The sequence below is a fragment of the Haloferax sp. s1 genome (genome assembly GCF_058382125.1).
The window spans coordinates 18098-31426 of the sequence record NZ_JBZRPK010000732.1; the positions used below are offsets into that span (position 1 = coordinate 18098).

Here is a 13329-nt window from a genome sequence, read left to right on the forward strand (position 1 = left end):
TTTCCACGCAGCCTTTCTACGCGGTCGATTTCACTCGTTTTCGACGGCGGTAGAGTCCAATCGCAGCGACAGCGGTGAGAAACAGACAGCCCGCGAGCGTCACCCACGTGCCGGGTCCCGCGATGAACGTCCCCTGCAACGACTGGATGAACCAGCCGACTGCGAGTGCTCCGACTGCTCCGACGACGAGTTCGCCGCGCCGATAGCGATAACCAGCTAGCGACAGCGCCGAGAGAAGCAGGACGGTTGGTACGAGGACGAGCCCGTGTGGAAGTTCGAGGCCGCTTCCCATTCCAGAGTGGTAGATACTGATGACGGGTCCCTCGTGCGCGGGACTGACCCGAACCCACGGCAGGAGGACGCCGGCCACGACGACGAGCGAGGGAGCGACTGGAGCGATACGCTCCGGGACTGAGGGGGACACACAGGACGGTGTTCTGTGCGACAGCATAGGCCTTCTCCCAAAGCGTCTTTTCACTCCGGTCCCGTACTGCGGTCAATGGCGCTCCCCGACCTCTCGGATTTCGATGCCGTCGTCTACGACCTCGACGGGACGCTCGTGAACCTCCGCGTCGACTGGGCTGCAGCCGCTCAAGACGCCGCGCTCGTCTTGCAAGACGCGGGCGTCGAAGCGGACTCGATGGACCTCTGGCGGATGCTCGATGTCGCCGACGAGGCCGGCGTCCGCGACGAACTAGAACGAGAACTTTCGGCACACGAGCGACAGGGAGCGTGGACTTCCGACCGGCTCCCGCTCGCCGACCACCTTACCGCCGACGGCGTTCCGTCGGGTGTCTGTTCGCTCAACGCCGAAGACGCCTGTCGCGTCGCACTCGATGTTCACGACCTCACCCACCACGTTGACGCACTCGTCGGTCGCGACACTGTGGCGACGCAAAAACCGGCCCCCGAGCCACTCCTCGAGACGCTCGGTCGGATGGACGTTGACCCCGGCGCCGCGGTGTTCATCGGCGACTCGGCTCGAGACAAGAAGACTGCGGAGCGCGCCGATATCGCGTTCAGATACGTCGATGGCGGTCCATCAGGAGTCTGAACGTCACTTCTGTTGCGGACAGGCGGCACTCGGCACGACCGCTCCGCGAGACGCCGTGCCGCACACCCGCGTCACGCCTCGCGGCGATACTTAGCGCACGGGGATACTGGCCGCGGAATCGTATATGAACATTTGCGGACCGGCGTCTTTCGTTCCGCCGAGGCCGTTAAGCCCGACGGGTTCTACTTCCTCGACATGGGATACCCGGTCTCGTACTACTGTCCGCACTGCGGCGCGGTCGTCGAACTCGAACGCGACGGCTACCTCGCCGACAAGTCAGTAACGCCCTATCCGCTCGAAGGGTGGGTGTACGCTGACCCGGACGAGGACTTCGAGGACGCCGAAGGAATCCACTTCGTCTGCGGCGAAAGCGACGCGCCTGACCTGACGTGGACCGACGTGGTGAGCGAGGCGGACGACGTGGAGAACCCGGGATTGGCGTCGCCATGCGGCCGCGACTTCTATCTCTCGTTCGTAAAGTACGAACACGGCCGCGAAGTGGAGTCCGTTCCCGAAAGCGACTACGTCGTCATCGGCGGACAGGGACCATCGAGTCCGCGAGGGCCGGATACTGGCCCGCGCGGGCCGGGTCGGTTCTGAGAATTCGGGAGTCTCGGACGGTTAGCCCTTGATGTTGCAGACGGGGAACGTCCGAACCACTTTGTCGCCGATGCCTAACTCGTCGGAGACGCGAACGACTTCGTCAACGTCCTTGTAGACGCCGGGTGCTTCCTCGGCCACCGTCGCGCCCGATTGCGCCTTGACGAAGATTTTCTGTTGCTCGCGGAGTTCTTCCTGAACCGTCTCGCCCCAGTACTCCTGTTTCGCTTTCGTCCGGCTCATTAAGCGGCCTGCGCCGTGGGCGGTCGAACCGAGCGTGAGGTCCAGCGACGACTCGCCGCCGCGGAGGATGTAACTTCCCGCGCCCATGCTGCCGGGGATGATGACCGGCTGCCCCACGTCGGCGTACGCCGGTGGGAGTTCGGGTCGGCCCGCGGGGAACGCTCTGGTCGCGCCCTTGCGGTGGACGTAGAGTTCTCGGTCCTCGCCGTCAACGGTGTGGACTTCCTTCTTGGCGATGTTGTGTGCCACGTCGTAGAGGAGTCGCATCTCCATGTCGCGCCAGTCGCGGTCGAACACGTCGGCGAACACCTCGCGCGTGCGGTGCATGACGAGTTGCCGGTTCACCCACGCGAAGTTGATGGCGGCGCACATCGCGCCGTAGTACTCTTCGGCGAGTTGCGACCTCGCGGGTGCGGCGGCGAGTTCCTTGTCCGGTAGCTCTTCGAGGAGGTCCGCGTGTTCCTTCTCGATTCGCCGGAGGTAGTCCGTACAGGTCTGGTGGCCGAGACCGCGAGAGCCACAGTGAATGAGGACGACGATTTGGTCGGCTTCGAGACCGAACGATTCGGCCACGTCCTCGCGGTACACGTCGGTGACGCGCTGCACTTCGAGGAAGTGGTTCCCGGAGCCGAGGCTTCCGATTTGGTTGCGTCCGCGGTCTTTGGCCTTCTGCGAGACGTATTCGGGTCGTGCGTCGTCACGGGACCCCTCGTCTTCGCAGTGTGCAAGGTCGTCTTCGGTCGCATAGCCCGCGTCGAGCGCCCACTCCATCCCACGGGCGAGGATATCGTCGATAGTCTCCGCGTCGCCCGTGACGACACCACCACCGCCGAGACCGGACGGAATCGCCTCGAAGAGGGCGTCGACCAGTTCCGCTTCCTTGCCCTTGAGGTCCTCGTAGGTGAGGTTCGTCGTCATCATGCGGACGCCGCAGTTGATGTCGTAGCCGACAGCACCCGGCGAGATACAGCCATCTGTGGCGTCGGTCGCGCCGACGCCGCCGACAGGGAAGCCGTAGCCCTGGTGGCCGTCGGGCATGCAGATAGCGTGGTTGGTGATGCCCGGCAGGTGCGTCGCGTTCCGCAACTGCTCGAGCGTCTTGTCCTGTCCGATCTGTTCGAGCAACGCTTCGGAGGCGAGCACCCGTGCGGGGGCGTTCATCTCGCCCTCCTGTGGAATCTCCCAGACGTGCTCACGAACTCGTCGCAGTTCGATATCGCCGAACTCGCGTGTAGTCATGTATGAATAATCGAGACGGCGACTCAATAGGATTCCGTCACGCGTCCGCACAAGAAAACGTCTTCACGACACCAAGGTCTGCCCGTCTACCATTTATCCGACTGTCAGTATCGTCGGTTCACACGTCGAAAACGACGTACGCTTCCCACCCGTTTCCGGTCTCCTCGAGTCGCATCTCGGAGTACGTGACGGCCTTCACGTCGCGGGCGTCCACGTCGGCAAAGGGGATTCCCCGTGCCGAGGCGTCGACAATCCACTCGTCGTCTGTCTGACGCACTGTCGCCTCGTGGGCGGCCGGGAGGACGCCGCGCACGTCGCGTTCGTAGATGAGTTGGTCGAGGTAGTCAAACAGCAGCGCTTCTCGACTCTCCGCCCGAACGGAAAACGAAAATCGGTCGCCTGTCTCGGCTAACTCGTCGCACATCGCGGCAGTGAGACCGTCGGCGACGGCGGCGAAGACGTTGCCGAGGGTCGACCCGTGGGCTTCGACTGCCACGTCGGCAGTGTGTTCGCGAAGTGTGTAGCACATACTGAACACAGGGGCACCGCCTACCCTCGTCCTTTCGGTCAGTCGTCGTCCCTGCGCCTCTCAAGAACCCGTCACTTCCCAGGTCTGTTGCCGGCTCTTGACACATTCCACCAGTGGTATCTATGAGGTATACTGACGGACGGTGGAGTTATATTCTCGCTCCGGTAACCTCGGAATGTGAGCGTCAACGTGGAGATGCGGGTCGACGCCCCCGGACAGAAGGAGTACGCCGAGGAGGCGTGGGACCTGAAAGAGCAAATTCGGGTCGATGAGGGTCTCCTGAAGCAACGACGAGGGTTCTTCATGGACGCCTACCGACGGTCGACGACGTATCTCCTCTTCGAAAACGACACGCTCGTCGCCTTCGCCTCGACACGACGTGACGGCTACATTCTCTTTCTCGCCGTCTCCCCCGACGCCCGCGGGAAGGGATACGCGAAGCGACTCGTCGCGGAAGTTGCCAAGGAGCATCCCGTCGTGACCTGTCACGCCCGCACGACGAATCAGAATGCCCTCGACTTCTACGAGAACATCGGTTTTACCGTCCGCCGCCGCATCGAGAACTACTACGAAGACGGCGGCTCCGCGTTCTATCTCCGACTCGGCGAGGAAGCGAGTCTCAGAGAGCGCCTCTCCGAATTTCTCCTTCGGTAGCTCACCACTTCGACCGGCTGCGCGCGTCGATTACCAGTGAATTACCAGTGAGCCACGAGGCTCTTTGCCCGCATCCTTAATTTTTATTCAGTTCGTAGTAATATGCTCGTGTATGTACATCGGTGTGCTCACTGTCCCACTCGGAAACGAATCTCTCGCCGACGCGCTCGACTATCTGTCGGGTATCGGCGTCGAAGGCGTCGAACTCGGCGTCGGCGGATGGCCCGGCGAAGACCACGTCGACCGAGCGGCCGTCCTCGGTGACGACGAGAGACAGGCTGCCCTGCTCGCCGCCGTCGAGGAGCGCGAGATGCAAATCAGCGCGCTAGCGACTCACAACAACCCGCTGCATCCCGACGAAGAAACAGCCGCCGAGGCGGACGAAGAACTCCGCGAGGCAATCGAACTCGCCAGTGTCCTCGACGTAAACACCGTCACGTGTTTCTCCGGCCTCCCGGCAGGCGGCCCGAACGACGAAGTGCCGAACTGGATTACGGCCCCGTGGCCGACCGAGCACGCCGACGCCCACGAGTACCAGTGGGACGTCGCCATCGACTACTGGTCCGACCTCGCCGAATTCGCCGACGACCACGGCGTCGACATGGCCATCGAGATGCACCCGAACATGCTCGTCTACGAACCGACGGGCATGATGCGTCTGCGCGAGGCGACCAACGAACGCATCGGTGCGAACTTCGACCCTTCGCACCTCTATTGGCAGGATATCGACGTAACCGAAGCGATTCGCTTCCTCGGCGACCACGACGCTATCCACCACTTCCACGCGAAGGACACGAAAGTGTACGACCACCACGCGAAGGTCAAGGGTGTCCTCGACACCACCTCCTACACCGACACCGCCGCCCGCTCGTGGCTCTTCCGCTCGATTGGCTACGGCCACGACGAAGGCCACTGGAAGGACGTGGTCTCGACGCTTCGAATGGTCGGCTACGAGGGCGCGCTCTCTATCGAACACGAAGACGCGCTCACCTCCTCGAACGAGGGACTGGAGAAGGCCGTCGACGTGCTCTCGCGCGCCGTCTTCGAAACGCAACCCGGCGAGGCCTACTGGGCGGAGTGATTCTCGATGAGTAACACCGATTCTACGACCGAACCCCTCAAAATCGGCGTCCTCGGCTACCGATTCAGGCCCACCTTTTTCCGGTTCGGGGCCGCTTCGTGGCCTGCTCACCGGAAAAATCTGGACCAAAAAGTGCCACGAGACTCGGCCTTCGGCCTCGCTCGCGGTACTGAATCGGCTGGTGGGGTGACACAATGACTGAATCCCTCAAAATCGGCGTCCTCGGCTACCGATTCATGGGTAAGGCGCACGCGAACGCCCTCGCACGCCTGCCGATGTTCTTCCCCGACGCGCCGGACGTAGAGCGCTCCGTCATCGTCGGTCGCGACGAGGAAGCCCTCGCCGATGCCGCCGACCGCTTCGGCTTCGAGTCGACGGCGACGGACTGGCGCGACGTGGTCGGCGATGTGGACGTGTTCTACAACCTCGGGCCGAACCATCTCCACGCCGAACCGTCCATCGCGGCCCTCGAAGCCGGTGCACACGTCTTCTGTGAGAAACCGCTCGCCCCGACGCTCGAAGAAGCCGAAGAGATGCGCGACGCCGCCCGCGACGCCGACGGCGTGGCCGGATGCGCGTTCAACTACCGGTTCGTCCCGGCGATTCAGTACGCGAAGGGTCTCATCGAGGACGGCGAACTCGGTGAGATTCACCACGTCCGCGGACGCTACCTACAGGATTGGCTCGTCGACCCCGAAGCACCGTGGGCGTGGCGCATGGACAAAGACCTCGCCGGGTCCGGCGCGCTCGGCGACCTCGGTGCGCACACTATCGACCTCGTGCGCTTCCTCGTCGGGGATTCGGATGTCGCGGGCGACATTACACGCGTCTCCGGCCACCTCCAGACGTTCGTCGACGAGCGACCGGTGCCCGGCACGGACGAGTACAAACCCGTCACGGTCGACGACGCCTACACGGCACAGGCCGAGTTCGAAAACGGCGCAGTCGGCTCGTTCGAAGCCTCTCGATTCGCCGACGGCCACAAGAACGACCACACCATCGAGATTCACGGCTCCGAGGGGAGTCTGACGTTCTCGCTCGAACGCCTCAACGAACTGGAGGTAAAGACGGGCGACGCCCGCGGCTACGAGACCGTGCTCGTCACCGACGAGTCGGACCCCTACGTAGGAAACTGGTGGCCACCGGGCCACGTCATCGGCTGGGAACACACCTTCGTCCACGAGAACTACGAGTTCCTCACCGCCGTCGCAGAGCGGGCCGCTGCGGGCAGTCGGACGCAGTCCGGCGAGGCGGCCGAAGGTGGCGAGTTCCACCCATCGTTCGAGGACGCCTACGAGGTCCAAGAAGTGCTCGACGCCATCGAGCGGTCCGACGAGACCGGCGAGTGGGTCAGCCTCGAATAGGCTGAGATGAAACTAGGCCGACAGGATTTTTCACACGCTCTACCGACACGTAGTTGATGGTCCTCAGCCAGCCGCTCATCTTCGGCCTATTGGCCTTCGGTGCGGTCGTCAGCGTCGGCGCTGGCGTCGTGATTCGCCGTCTGGATGTTCATTCGGTTTCTCGACTGCAACTCGGCGTCGCGGGACTCATCGCTGGGACGCTCTTTCCGCTTGCCACGCTCGGCTCGGCCTACTTTCGCGTCGTTCCCGGTCCACTTTGGGACAACCTCGTGGTGAACGCGGTCGTCGTTTCGCTCCCGATTGGCGCGCTGTTCGGATTCCTCGGCTTCCCAGCGGGCACCTCGGCGAAAGCGCGTGCCGCCGCCTCGATTGGATTCGGCGCAGGCTGTGTCGTGCTGCTCGTCGGCGCACTCTTCGTTGGCCAACTCTGAAACCCGCGACGGTGAAAATGAGAACCGCGAATCAGAACGTCAGCACGCCCTCGTCGGTGATGACCTCGTCGATGAGGTCGACCGGCGTGGCGTCGTAGGCGGGGTTCTCCAACTCGATGCCTTCGACGGGTTCGAGCATTACTTCGGAGGGCGAGCGAATCTCGTTTTCGAAGCGGAAGCCGTCGTCGACGACTTTCGCACCGGAGCCGACGACAGTAACGGGGACGCCAACTTCGTTTGCGGCGGCGACGAGTGGGAACGTTCCGACGCGGTTGTACAGCGTGTCCTCGACGATGCAGTCCATCCCGATGATGACGCGGTCGCACTTGGGAAGGAACAGTCCGGATGCACTGTCGACCAGCAGGTGCGGTTCGACGCCGTCGACATCGGCGAGTTCGCGTGCGAACTTGCGCCCGAGGTACCGTGGGCGGGCCTCGGTGAGGTAGGCGGTGAGTTCAGCGCCGTCGGCGACGGCGATTTCGACGGCTTCCATCACCGTCGACGAGTAGTCGTGCGTGAGGAACGTGTCTCCGTCTTCGATTGTCTTGGCCGCCTCTTGCGCCGCGCGGCGCTTGCCCGTCTCGACGTTCTCGACGACGCGGTTGATTGTTTTGTGGGTGAGTTCCCGCGCTTCATCGAGGCTGTCCGTCTCACCCTGGACGCTCTGGAGAACGTCCTGCAAGGCGTTGTAGAGCGATGCATGCGATGGGTTTGCGCGCTTGAGTGCGCCGATGTTCCGTTCGAGGTCGCGCTCGAACTCCTCGACGGTCGCGTAGTCGCGCTCGGTCAACTCTGCGAGCGACTGCGTGGCCTTGACGGCGACGACCGAGGAGCTGTGCGTCTGCATCTCACGAATCTCCTCGATGGTCTCGTCTATCATACGCGAACGTCGCCGTATCGTGTGAAAGAGTTTCCGGCACTCACCGCCGGAGTGTCAGGTATCTGCTGGGGTCGTTAGGTATCTGCTGGGGTCGTTAGGTATCTGCTGGGGTCGTTAGGTCTTTCTGGAAGTCGTCAGGTTCGGAGTCGGGGGTATCAGTCTTCGGTGCTAGTCTCGGCTTTGGTTTCAGGGTCACTTCCGCCGTCGCCCGCGTCGGTTCGCTTGGCGTAGATGAACAGGGCGATGGAGGTCACGAACCAGATGACTGCACCAACACGAATCGCGAATTCGGCGCGCGCACCCCACGTCTGTAGCCCAGCGTTCAACGAGAGGAGCGCAACGATGGGCGACCCGACGAGAATCGTCGTCACGAAGGTCATCTGCATGACCCATCCGTAATCGACACCCTCCGGATTCGTCCGCTCGACTAGTTGCACGGGTAGAGCTATCACGGCGGGGGCTAATGTGTGCCGGTTCCGGTCGGAATTTCGCGTTGTTTACGACCCGAATCAGTCGATACGCCGGGACGGTTACACCCCGGACCGCAAGGGTGACGCTCATAACCCGGACGTGCGAACGGCCTGCATGGTCACGGTACGTGCCCTTCGGTCGAAGGCTGGAAACGAGCCAATCACGATGCTTACGGCATACGATGCGTCGACGGCGCACATCGTCGACGACGTAGGTATCGACATCATTCTCGTCGGCGACAGCATGGGCAATACGGAACTCGGCTACGAGTCGACGCTGCCGGTGACAGTCGAAGAGATGCAGAGTCGAACCGGTGCGGTGGCGCGTGCAACCGACGATGCCCTCGTCGTCGCCGATATGCCCTTCCTCTCGTTCGGCGTGGACGAGGCATCGAGTATCGAGCACTGCGGACGAATGTTGAAGGAGGCCAACGCGGACGCGGTCAAACTCGAAAGCGGGCCGCACACCGTCGAGTTGACTGAGCAACTCGTTCAACTCGGCATCCCCGTGATGGCGCACCTCGGTCTCACGCCGCAGCGTGTCAAACAACTCGGCTACAGCAGACAGGGAACCAACCGGGATGCCGCCCGTGAAATCCTCGAACTTGCGGAGGCGCACGCCGATGCTGGCGCGTTTTCGCTCGTCCTCGAACACGTTCCCGCGAACGTCGCAAAGCAGGTCACGGAGGCAATCGACATTCCGACCATCGGCATCGGCGCGGGACCGGATTGCGACGGACAGGTCCTCGTCGTCGACGACGTCATCGGTATGAGCGACCGCGTGCCGCCCTTTGCAACCCAGTTCGGCGACGTGAAATCGGAGATGGAGAAGGCCGTCGGCGCGTACAAGGAGGCCGTCGAAGACGGCGAGTTCCCCGCCAAAGAACACAGTCACGTCGAAGACGACCTCGACGAGTTGTACTGAGAACTGACGGCAAGCCGGAATTTTTACCTCCTATTCGAGTCGGCGGTCGAGAAACGAGGTCACCGCGTCGTTGAACGCCGTCGGTTGCTCTAACATGGCGAGATGAGCGGCGTCTTCGACGGTTCCGAACTGGCAATCCGGAAGCTCGGCGGCGAGATATTCGTGGTATGACGGCGGTGTCAGGCGGTCGTGCTCGCCGACGAGTGCCAGCGTCGGAACGGTAATCTGGTCGAGGTCGTCGCGAACATCGAAGGTGTGACACGAGCGGAAGTCGCGTCGAGTGACGACCTGTCCCGCATCGTACATCGCTTCTTTCGACCCTTCGCGGAACCGCTCATCGTCCGTGTGTAGTAGTTTGTCTCCGCTGTGGAGAAACGAGATGGCGCGGTCGAAGTCGTTGTCGAGCCACGTCAGGAGATCATCGAGCACGGAGAGTTTAGCCCCAGTTCCGGTGAGAACCAGTGCATCGAGGTCGAGGTCGCGTTCGAGCGCAAGCGTCATCGCAACGGCACCGCCGAGGGAGTTCCCGACGAGGACGCTCGCCCCAGTTGCTTCGGCTACGGCGACCACGTCGTCGACGTAGGCAGAGAGCGTCTCGTAGCCGGGGGCGGCGTCAACATCGTCGCTGTCGCCGTGCCCGCTCAGGTCGAGCGCGGCAACCGGATAGTCGCTGGCGATGCGGAACTGTCCGCGCCAGACGGCGTGTGAGCCGCCGCTTCCGTGAATACACAGCACTGTCGGTCCTGTCCCGCCAGCGTCACGGTGTCGATATGCTATCGTCCGTCCGTGGTGGTCCACCGTAGCCGCGTCCATGGTGGAATCTGGACGCCGCGAGCGAATAAACCCCTACGCCGTGTCGGCCCGCCTTTGCTGCGCCGTGACCGTTCGTTTTCTCCGCTGTGTCTATCTCTCTTCGGACGCACCGATTCGACCCTACAACGGACGCTCACCCCGTGTTCTCCCCGGTTCGTACAATAACCGGGATTGTAGCCACTAGATTGACGTTCCTCCGGTGTGAACTATACTGTGAGGTGTGACGAGTGTGAACCGCAATTCAACCAAAGTTCGGTAATACGCCACCGTCACCCGATTCACCGAAACAAGATTTAAATATACAAAGAGCTAACCTTAGGTTAGACTCACTATGAGCATGCAACAGTTCACCGGTGGAAACGAGCGTTTCATCCGCCGGTACGAATACGAAGACAGCTGGGTCATCGCGGCCGACGTCGCTCTCTCGGAAGACGAGATCGACGTCGATATCGTCGGCTCGACGGCCATCGTCGTGGCCAACACCGACGACCACGTGACCGAGACGGAGTTCGAACTCCCTGGCAGCGATGCCGATGTAGAGGTTCGAAACGGCGTGCTCACCATCACCATCCACAAATAAATGAAACTCATCGTCAAACCGCTCAAACAGAAGGACGCCGGCCGTGGACTCGCCGCAATCGACCGAGCCGCTGCCTCCGAACTCGACCTCGAAGGCGGCGACTTCATCCGCATCGAGGGGCCGAACGAGGGCACCGCAATCGCGCGCGTCTGGCCGGGCTACCCCGAAGACCAGGGAACGGGTATCATCCGCATCGATGGCCGTCTCCGCCAGCAGGCTGGCGTCGGTATCGACGACCGCGTCAACGTGGAGAAAGCAGACGTGAAACCCGCCAGTCGCGTCACCATCGCTCTCCCCCAGAACCTCCGTATCGGCGGAAACATCGGGACGTACATCCGCGATAAGCTCTCGGGGCAACCTGTCACGCAGGGTCAGAGTATCCAACTGCCGCTCGGCTTCGGTTTCATGAGCGCGTCGAGCCAGTCGGTGCCCATCAAGATTGCCTCGACTAATCCGGAGGGAACGGTCGTCGTCACCGACAACACTGAGTTCCAGGTGAGCCAGAAACCCGCCGAGCAGATTACAGAGACCGCGGCAGGTGACGGAAGCGGTCCATCCGTAACCTACGAAGACATCGGTGGTCTCGACAAGGAACTCGAACAGGTCCGAGAGATGATTGAACTGCCGATGCGTCACCCGGAACTGTTCAAGCGCCTCGGCATCGAGCCGCCGAAAGGTGTCCTCCTGCACGGCCCGCCGGGTACCGGAAAGACGCTCATCGCGAAGGCCGTCGCCAACGAAATCGACGCGTCCTTCCACACTATCTCCGGGCCGGAGATTATGTCGAAGTACTACGGAGAGTCCGAAGAACAACTCCGTGAAGTCTTCGAGGAAGCGACCGAGAACTCGCCAGCAATCGTCTTCATCGACGAACTCGACTCCATCGCGCCAAAGCGGGGTGAGGCCGGTGGCGACGTGGAACGCCGCGTCGTGGCCCAACTGCTCTCGCTGATGGACGGACTGGACGAACGTGGCGAAGTCGTCGTCATCGGTGCGACCAACCGCGTCGACGCCATCGACACGGCACTCCGTCGTGGTGGCCGGTTCGACCGCGAAATCGAAATCGGTGTTCCGGACCGCGACGGCCGCAAGGAGATTCTGCAGGTCCACACGCGGAACATGCCGCTTACGGACGACATCGACCTCGATGCCTACGCCGACAGCACCCACGGGTTCGTCGGTGCCGACCTCGAATCCCTCGCCAAGGAGTCGGCGATGCACGCACTGCGCCGCATCCGCCCGCAACTCGACCTCGAGGCCGAGGAAATCGACGCCGAAGTACTGGAGACGCTTCGCGTCACCGAGGACGACTTCAAACAGGCGCTCAAGGGTATCGAACCCTCGGCACTCCGCGAGGTGTTCGTCGAGGTCCCCGACGTTACGTGGAAAGATGTCGGCGGACTCGGAGATACCAAAGAACGCCTCCGCGAAACCATCCAGTGGCCCCTCGAATACCCCGAGGTGTTCCAGGCGATGGACATGGACGCCGCCAAGGGCGTCTTGATGTACGGTCCACCGGGGACGGGGAAGACCCTTCTCGCCAAGGCCGTCGCCAACGAGGCGGAGTCGAACTTCATCTCAATCAAGGGGCCGGAACTCCTGAACAAGTTCGTCGGCGAGTCCGAAAAGGGCGTCCGCGAAGTGTTCAAGAAAGCCCGCGAGAACGCTCCGACTGTGGTGTTCTTCGACGAAATCGACTCCATCGCGGCCGAACGCGGCAGTGATACGACGAGTTCGGGTGTCACAGAACGCGTCGTCTCGCAACTCCTGACGGAGTTGGACGGTCTCGAAGCACTCGAAGACGTGGTCGTTATCGCCACGACGAACCGGCCGGACCTCATCGACGCGGCGCTCTTGCGCCCCGGTCGGCTGGACCGCCACGTCCACGTCCCCGTGCCGGACGAGGAGGCCCGTCGCGCCATCCTCGACGTGCACACGCGCGAGAAGCCGTTGGCCGACGATGTCGACCTCGACAAAATCGCGTCCAAAACCGAGGGGTACGTCGGTGCCGACCTCGAAGCCCTCGCCCGCGAGGCATCGATGAACGCCTCCCGCGAGTTCATCCAGAGTGTGAACAAAGAGGAAATCGACGAGAGCATCGGCAACGTCCGCGTAACGATGGAACACTTCGAAAACGCCCTCGACGAAATCGGCCCGAGCGTCACCGACGACGTGCGCCGCCGCTACGAGGAAATCGAAGAACGCTTCCAAAAGAGCGAGGTCGAACGCGACCGCGATACCGGCGTCGGGCGGACCTTCCAGTAAACGGGCTGTAACCCGTCTCTAACCGACTTCGTTCATTTCGACTCGCTGCTGTTTTTTGGCACATCTTTCGACTGCTGAAGCCACTTTTGACTCCACAATCGATACGTTCTTATCACTCTTGTCCGCTATGTAGGAATACGCAGTTCTCGGGATACGAAATTATCAACTAGTTCTACGTTCATTTCACCGGAAATCCGGTGT

The 13329-nt window shown here is 62.2% G+C and carries 16 protein-coding genes; 10 read left to right on the forward strand and 6 right to left on the reverse strand.

Features of this window, described 5'->3' with window-relative positions:
* Positions 1 to 16 precede the first annotated feature (16 nt).
* Entirely contained in the window at positions 17 to 424 is a 408-nt protein-coding gene (locus tag QT222_RS22720; RefSeq protein ID WP_491478459.1) for a hypothetical protein, read from the reverse strand.
* Between the two features lie 75 nt (positions 425 to 499).
* Here QT222_RS22720 and QT222_RS22725 point away from each other — a divergent pair, with 75 nt between their 5' ends.
* Both QT222_RS22725 and QT222_RS22730 read left to right on the forward strand, forming a co-directional pair.
* On the forward strand, positions 500 to 1054 hold the full coding sequence (locus tag QT222_RS22725) for an HAD family hydrolase (RefSeq protein WP_004060205.1): 555 nt from the start codon (positions 500 to 502) through the stop codon (positions 1052 to 1054).
* 195 nt (positions 1055 to 1249) lie between these two features.
* Positions 1250 to 1654, forward strand: coding sequence for a DUF7969 family protein (locus QT222_RS22730; RefSeq protein WP_049917513.1), 405 nt, complete (start codon positions 1250 to 1252; stop codon positions 1652 to 1654).
* A gap of 21 nt (positions 1655 to 1675) precedes the next feature.
* Here QT222_RS22730 and QT222_RS22735 read toward each other — a convergent pair whose 3' ends face one another.
* Positions 1676 to 3136: an RtcB family protein gene (locus tag QT222_RS22735; protein WP_491478460.1), complete on the reverse strand. Its 1461-nt coding sequence runs from the start codon at positions 3134 to 3136 to the stop codon at positions 1676 to 1678.
* Between the two features lie 118 nt (positions 3137 to 3254).
* Positions 3255 to 3665 carry an archease gene (locus QT222_RS22740; protein WP_049917506.1) on the reverse strand — a complete coding sequence of 137 codons (411 nt, stop codon included), beginning with the start codon at positions 3663 to 3665 and terminating at the stop codon, positions 3255 to 3257.
* A gap of 177 nt (positions 3666 to 3842) precedes the next feature.
* Here QT222_RS22740 and QT222_RS22745 point away from each other — a divergent pair, with 177 nt between their 5' ends.
* The 5 genes from QT222_RS22745 to QT222_RS22765 all read left to right on the forward strand — a co-directional run bounded on the left by QT222_RS22745 (position 3843) and on the right by QT222_RS22765 (position 7195).
* Positions 3843 to 4319 (forward strand): GNAT family N-acetyltransferase, encoded by a 477-nt coding sequence (locus QT222_RS22745; protein WP_049917505.1) that lies wholly within the window; start codon positions 3843 to 3845, stop codon positions 4317 to 4319.
* Positions 4320 to 4431: 112 nt separating this feature from the next.
* On the forward strand, positions 4432 to 5400 hold the full coding sequence (locus QT222_RS22750) for a sugar phosphate isomerase/epimerase family protein (protein ID WP_004060200.1): 969 nt from the start codon (positions 4432 to 4434) through the stop codon (positions 5398 to 5400).
* A 6-nt stretch (positions 5401 to 5406) separates the two neighbouring features.
* Positions 5407 to 5598 carry a hypothetical protein gene (locus QT222_RS22755; protein ID WP_137685674.1) on the forward strand — a complete coding sequence of 64 codons (192 nt, stop codon included), beginning with the start codon at positions 5407 to 5409 and terminating at the stop codon, positions 5596 to 5598.
* Positions 5595 to 6764, forward strand: a complete 1170-nt coding sequence (locus tag QT222_RS22760; RefSeq protein ID WP_004060199.1) for a Gfo/Idh/MocA family protein — start codon at positions 5595 to 5597, stop codon at positions 6762 to 6764. The genes QT222_RS22755 and QT222_RS22760 overlap by 4 nt, the downstream gene beginning before the upstream one ends.
* Before the next feature lie 56 nt (positions 6765 to 6820).
* Positions 6821 to 7195 carry a hypothetical protein gene (locus QT222_RS22765; RefSeq protein ID WP_491478461.1) on the forward strand — a complete coding sequence of 125 codons (375 nt, stop codon included), beginning with the start codon at positions 6821 to 6823 and terminating at the stop codon, positions 7193 to 7195.
* Positions 7196 to 7226: 31 nt separating this feature from the next.
* On the opposite strand, the gene QT222_RS22770 is transcribed toward QT222_RS22765, so the two are convergent.
* Both QT222_RS22770 and QT222_RS22775 read right to left on the reverse strand, forming a co-directional pair.
* On the reverse strand, positions 7227 to 8075 hold the full coding sequence (locus QT222_RS22770; protein ID WP_004060197.1) for an eIF2B alpha/beta/delta subunit family protein: 849 nt from the start codon (positions 8073 to 8075) through the stop codon (positions 7227 to 7229).
* A gap of 155 nt (positions 8076 to 8230) precedes the next feature.
* Positions 8231 to 8512: a DUF5822 domain-containing protein gene (locus tag QT222_RS22775; RefSeq protein WP_014732551.1), complete on the reverse strand. Its 282-nt coding sequence runs from the start codon at positions 8510 to 8512 to the stop codon at positions 8231 to 8233.
* 148 nt (positions 8513 to 8660) lie between these two features.
* On the opposite strand from QT222_RS22775, the gene panB reads away from it, so the two are divergent.
* Entirely contained in the window at positions 8661 to 9470 is an 810-nt protein-coding gene (gene panB / locus QT222_RS22780) for a 3-methyl-2-oxobutanoate hydroxymethyltransferase (RefSeq protein WP_491478462.1), read from the forward strand.
* Positions 9471 to 9500: 30 nt separating this feature from the next.
* On the opposite strand, the gene QT222_RS22785 is transcribed toward panB, so the two are convergent.
* Complete coding sequence (locus QT222_RS22785) at positions 9501 to 10283, reverse strand: alpha/beta fold hydrolase (protein WP_491478463.1); 783 nt, start codon at positions 10281 to 10283, stop codon at positions 9501 to 9503.
* A 331-nt stretch (positions 10284 to 10614) separates the two neighbouring features.
* Here QT222_RS22785 and QT222_RS22790 point away from each other — a divergent pair, with 331 nt between their 5' ends.
* Complete coding sequence (locus QT222_RS22790; RefSeq protein WP_014732550.1) at positions 10615 to 10863, forward strand: DUF7127 family protein; 249 nt, start codon at positions 10615 to 10617, stop codon at positions 10861 to 10863.
* On the forward strand, positions 10864 to 13128 hold the full coding sequence (locus QT222_RS22795) for a CDC48 family AAA ATPase (RefSeq protein ID WP_491478464.1): 2265 nt from the start codon (positions 10864 to 10866) through the stop codon (positions 13126 to 13128).
* Positions 13129 to 13329 lie beyond the last annotated feature (201 nt).

Bases quoted from the DNA above. Each gene is read 5' to 3' on its own strand.
- QT222_RS22725 (WP_004060205.1), top strand. From the start codon at position 500: ATGGCGCTCCCCGACCTCTCGGATTTCGATGCCGTCGTCTACGACCTC.
- QT222_RS22730 (WP_049917513.1), top strand. From the start codon at position 1,250: ATGGGATACCCGGTCTCGTACTACTGTCCGCACTGCGGCGCGGTCGTC.
- QT222_RS22735 (WP_491478460.1), bottom strand. From the start codon at position 3,136: ATGACTACACGCGAGTTCGGCGATATCGAACTGCGACGAGTTCGTGAG.
- QT222_RS22740 (WP_049917506.1), bottom strand. From the start codon at position 3,665: ATGTGCTACACACTTCGCGAACACACTGCCGACGTGGCAGTCGAAGCC.
- QT222_RS22750 (WP_004060200.1), top strand. From the start codon at position 4,432: ATGTACATCGGTGTGCTCACTGTCCCACTCGGAAACGAATCTCTCGCC.
- QT222_RS22755 (WP_137685674.1), top strand. From the start codon at position 5,407: ATGAGTAACACCGATTCTACGACCGAACCCCTCAAAATCGGCGTCCTC.
- QT222_RS22760 (WP_004060199.1), top strand. From the start codon at position 5,595: ATGACTGAATCCCTCAAAATCGGCGTCCTCGGCTACCGATTCATGGGT.
- QT222_RS22765 (WP_491478461.1), top strand. From the start codon at position 6,821: ATGGTCCTCAGCCAGCCGCTCATCTTCGGCCTATTGGCCTTCGGTGCG.
- QT222_RS22770 (WP_004060197.1), bottom strand. From the start codon at position 8,075: ATGATAGACGAGACCATCGAGGAGATTCGTGAGATGCAGACGCACAGC.
- panB (WP_491478462.1), top strand. From the start codon at position 8,661: ATGGTCACGGTACGTGCCCTTCGGTCGAAGGCTGGAAACGAGCCAATC.
- QT222_RS22785 (WP_491478463.1), bottom strand. From the start codon at position 10,283: ATGGACGCGGCTACGGTGGACCACCACGGACGGACGATAGCATATCGA.
- QT222_RS22790 (WP_014732550.1), top strand. From the start codon at position 10,615: ATGAGCATGCAACAGTTCACCGGTGGAAACGAGCGTTTCATCCGCCGG.
- QT222_RS22795 (WP_491478464.1), top strand. From the start codon at position 10,864: ATGAAACTCATCGTCAAACCGCTCAAACAGAAGGACGCCGGCCGTGGA.